Origin of the sequence: Microcystis sp. M49636_WE2 (genome assembly GCF_030065375.1) — a bacterium.
GTDB classification, from domain to species: Bacteria; Cyanobacteriota; Cyanobacteriia; order Cyanobacteriales; family Microcystaceae; genus Microcystis; species Microcystis aeruginosa_C.
Map to the genome: position 1 here is coordinate 1 of NZ_JASJFG010000569.1, position 3,925 is coordinate 3,925.

General features: G+C 39.5%; 4 protein-coding genes and 1 pseudogene. 2 read left to right on the forward strand and 3 right to left on the reverse strand.

The window, feature by feature from the left end; translation table 11 throughout:
- Positions 1 to 281: pseudogene (locus PX484_RS13125) on the reverse strand (alpha/beta fold hydrolase); the annotation flags it as partial.
- Between the two features lie 218 nt (positions 282 to 499).
- On the opposite strand from PX484_RS13125, the gene PX484_RS13130 reads away from it, so the two are divergent.
- Complete coding sequence (locus PX484_RS13130) at positions 500 to 1,669, forward strand: phosphotransferase (protein ID WP_002802369.1); 1,170 nt, start codon at positions 500 to 502, stop codon at positions 1,667 to 1,669.
- A 24-nt stretch (positions 1,670 to 1,693) separates the two neighbouring features.
- A complete protein-coding gene (locus PX484_RS13135; RefSeq protein WP_002802367.1) occupies positions 1,694 to 2,797 on the forward strand; it encodes a T3SS effector HopA1 family protein in 1,104 nt (367 codons plus the stop codon).
- Positions 2,798 to 3,465: 668 nt separating this feature from the next.
- Here the strand turns inward: PX484_RS13135 and PX484_RS13140 are convergent.
- Together PX484_RS13140 and PX484_RS13145 are read right to left on the reverse strand one after the other, a co-directional pair.
- Positions 3,466 to 3,771 carry a peptidylprolyl isomerase gene (locus PX484_RS13140; RefSeq protein WP_287765339.1) on the reverse strand — a complete coding sequence of 102 codons (306 nt, stop codon included), beginning with the start codon at positions 3,769 to 3,771 and terminating at the stop codon, positions 3,466 to 3,468.
- Positions 3,772 to 3,786: 15 nt separating this feature from the next.
- Positions 3,787 to 3,925, reverse strand: a 139-nt coding sequence (locus tag PX484_RS13145) for an alpha/beta fold hydrolase (protein WP_287664376.1), incomplete at its 5' end; no start/stop codon positions are given.

Genomic DNA, 3,925 nt, shown 5'->3' on the forward strand with positions numbered 1-3,925 from the left:
CCTGATACTAAAAGAGTTGGTACCTTAATCTCAGCAAATTTACCAGGCATAATTTCCACTGCTTTTTTACTCACAGATGTATAAATTGTGCCTAGGGCTGCCTCATAATCTGCCGCTAAAAAATCTTCTAAAAAAGCAATTTTTTCTGATTTTGGGATCGATCGATGCAAAAATCTCGCCATAAATAATCGATCGGCAAAAGGTACTTTTAAAAATCAATCATAACGAAACCGTACCACATACTTACCGAATTGATGGAAGGCAGCAAAAGCCGCCTTGTCCCTGTGGAGAAACCCGGTTTCTTTGTCTATGGAGCGATCGCAATTAGCCCTAAACCAATCTAACAGGTAGGTTGACTGGCGCGATTAGTTGAAGTTTAGACATAATTGTGTTAATTATGTTTTTTTAATGCAGATGAATAGCTTGGCAATAAGGCTATCATCAATTATAATTAAAATCAATAAAAACAAATCAGCGATATTTGAGAATAATTGTAATTATGAAATTTGTGTTAAGTTCTCAAAATGTTTATGACTATTTAATCGACCAAAAAATCTGTGATCGCTGCCTAGAAAATCCGGGAGTAGAGCAGATTCAGGCTAAAAATTTTAACTTATTAGTGACTTTACCAGAGGGTCGAAAGTTACTGGTTAAACAAGAACAATTTATTAATTTAGAAAAGGAAACGGTGGGCGAGTTTTTTGGGGAATGGCGAATCCCCAAATTTCTAGAGAACTTTCCTGAAATTGACTATTGGCGTAGTTTTCTGCCAGAATTACTGCTCCACGATGCTGATAACTCAATTTTAGTTTCTACTTATCTGGATAATTATCAGGATTTGGCAGAGTTTTATTCTAAAGAGAATCTCTTTCCGGCTCAGGTTGCTACTCAAATCGGCAGTTGTTTGGCGACAATTCACCGTGATACCTGGAATCAGAGTATTTATCGGGAATTTTTTGTCAAAGAAGAGTTTGCTGGAAAACCGAAAGTATCTCCGCTATTATTAGAGAGTTTGGAAAGGATCGGTCCTGAAATTTTTGGTATGGCTCCGATGGATGGATTGAAATTTTTTGCACTTTATCAACGATATGATAGCTTAGGAGAAGCAGTTCATCGAGCCAGTGAAACTATTTCTCCTATTTGTCTGACTCACAATGACATCAAGCTGAATAATATTCTTCTGAATCGAAACTGGGAAGATATTAATGGAAATGCGATCCGGTTGATTGATTGGGAAAGGTCTGATTGGGGAGATCCAGCATTTGATTTGGGAATGGCAATCGCTAGTTATCTACAAATTTGGTTGGGTAGCTTGGTGATTAGTAATTCTCTCAGTATTGAAGAGTCTCTGCGACTAGCCACTACTCCCCTAGAATTGCTGCAGCCATCTATCGGTGGGTTAACTTTAGCTTATTTAGAAACTTTCCCAGAAATCTTAGAATATCGTCCTGATTTCTTAAAGCAAGTAGTCCAGTTGGCCGGTTTTTCTTTAATTATTGCAATTTTGGCAATGGTTCAGTATCAAAAAATCTTTAATAATACCGGAATTGCTATGCTTCAGGTAGCCAAGGCTTTGTTATGTCGTCCTGAATCATCAATGCCTACGATTTTTGGGGCTACTGCTACTCACTTAAATCAGATAAATTCTTCTGTTGTTGGCCAAGTTTAATATCGTTGAGTATCTTGAAAAATTATGTCATTACTTAATTCTCAATTCCATCATTTAGCCCCTGAGGTTAGAGGTCGGTTAAAGGAAGCTTTGTTAGATATTGTTGAAAATCTCGAAATTTCCGCTGATTTTTCGATTCGTCATCCTAACTATCAACCCTGGGAAATGCCTGCTGAGATGTTGTCTCGGATTCAGGCTTTACCGAAGGAAATACAGGATAAATATATGAGTTTACAGTTGAGGAGTTTTCTTTATGGTATTTATTATAATGGGTCGATGCAAGCATCGCAAGCATTAGGTTCTGAGAATAAGGGTCAGCAATTAGATTTGGAGAATAATAGTTTTGCTGGCGTAGCTATGGACTTTTATTTACAGTTGGAAGAAGCGAACAAGGGGGAGGGATATTTTGATTCGGGTTGGTCAATTTTGAGAGAGGAAACCGATGGCAGTTTGGCTGTGACTAAGGGCGGTTTGCGACTGCATATCCAACGGGAAAAGCATCTTCAAGAGTCTGAGCAAGCGGCGGCAGTGGGTGCTGTTGTGTCAATTTTGATGCCTAAGAATTTTGTACAAAATGGCTTTTATATGGCGGTGGGTAATGCCGGTTTACAGAGAGAGGAAGCTATGGTGCGGCTCTATTTTAATGTTACTCCTGAAGGCGCGGTGGCTGTGATGACTGGGTTGACTGAAAGGTTAAATCAGAGGGGGATTCCTTTTAGTTTTAAGGCTTTATATAATCCAGTTGATTATCAACGATATGATGCTGGGGTGCTTTATTTTGGCAAAACAGATTATGAGTTGGTCAGGCAGGTGGTGGCTCATGTTTATCAAGAAAATCAGTCTGTTTTTAAGCCAGAAATACCTTTGTTTACTCTGGAGTTAGCACCGGGTTTGGGGTTGGCGGAAGAACCAGACAAAAAGTTTGGCAGTGAGGAGAGTTTTGGGATGAATCGCTGTCAGATTATAGCCAATGGGTTGTTGATGGCTTGGCAACAGGAGGACAATTCTGCGGCGGGTCGGATTACTGCTATTTCTGAGCAGTTTTCTGGGTTGGGGATTGATTGGCAGCGTCCTTATTTGAATGCTGATTCTGAGGATGTTTATCAGGGATTAGAGTTGGCAGGCTGATATTAGTCGCCTATCTGGGAATCAAAGAGTGATTGGCCCGTCGGTAGATTTTAGCCTCATTAGGTCATGGGGCTATTTTTTTGCTCTGCCACCACCCGAACCCTGGGCAGAGAGATATAAAAAAGACATAATTGGGTTATTTATGTCTTGAAAAACCAACCTCGTTGATACGAGATTCTGGGCGTTTGCGGTCATAATCTAGATGAAGTTACGGTGTTTAGTCGGTAAAATTGAGACATAATTGTGTCATTTATATTAATTTTAAAGTTGCTTAACCTATTGTCATTGTTGGAGAGTTAGGCAATAATAACAGTCATAGGGAAAGGAAAAACATAAATCTGATTACCTCAAAGTAGAACTTATTCCAAGAGGAAACAAAATGGCTAATATTACTATTTCTGAGTTACGCCCTGCTGGTGCAGACTTGTTCTCCGATTCTGAGAGTTACCTTACTGACTTGACCGGGTCGGAAACGCTTGGTACATTAGGTGGCGGTGGTTCTATCAGTATTTGTTGGGAAAACAGAAGAACCAGAATTCGCTCTGTCAGTATTTGCTGGAATTAGAAAAACTCCAGGTTCTTGTTAAGAAACTAGCCCAGTTTTTACTAAAATCTCTCTATCATCCAGTTAGGTTGACCTGACTGGATGATATTCGTGTTAGTGCTATTCATCTCAAACTGGTGACACCTGAGACTGACTCAATTTGATTGATAACCCACTCGCCAAACAACTCTGACCAAATTTGATAGCGTAACTGATCATTTAACTCTGGCTGTATAATTTCCTCCACTAAAATCAAGCTTATCCCTTTAGCTTTCACAATAGGTTTAAGCAACTGAGGAGGTTTCGTAGCAAACACAGCAGCAGATATTTCTGGTTTTAAATCCTGGCGACGCTGTACCCCCAAATATCCATCCTGACGGCGTAACTCTTTATCCTGAATATACTTGTCAGTCACATCATAGAAACTCATTTCCCCTAGCAAACCCTAATTAATTTCTAAAAAATCTTGCAATTTTTGTAGATAAGTAGGGGCATCTTCTAACATGGGAAAGTGAGCAGTATTAGCCATCTCCACATACTGGATATTATTATTCAAATCCGCCGCCATTTTGCCCATTTTGGCA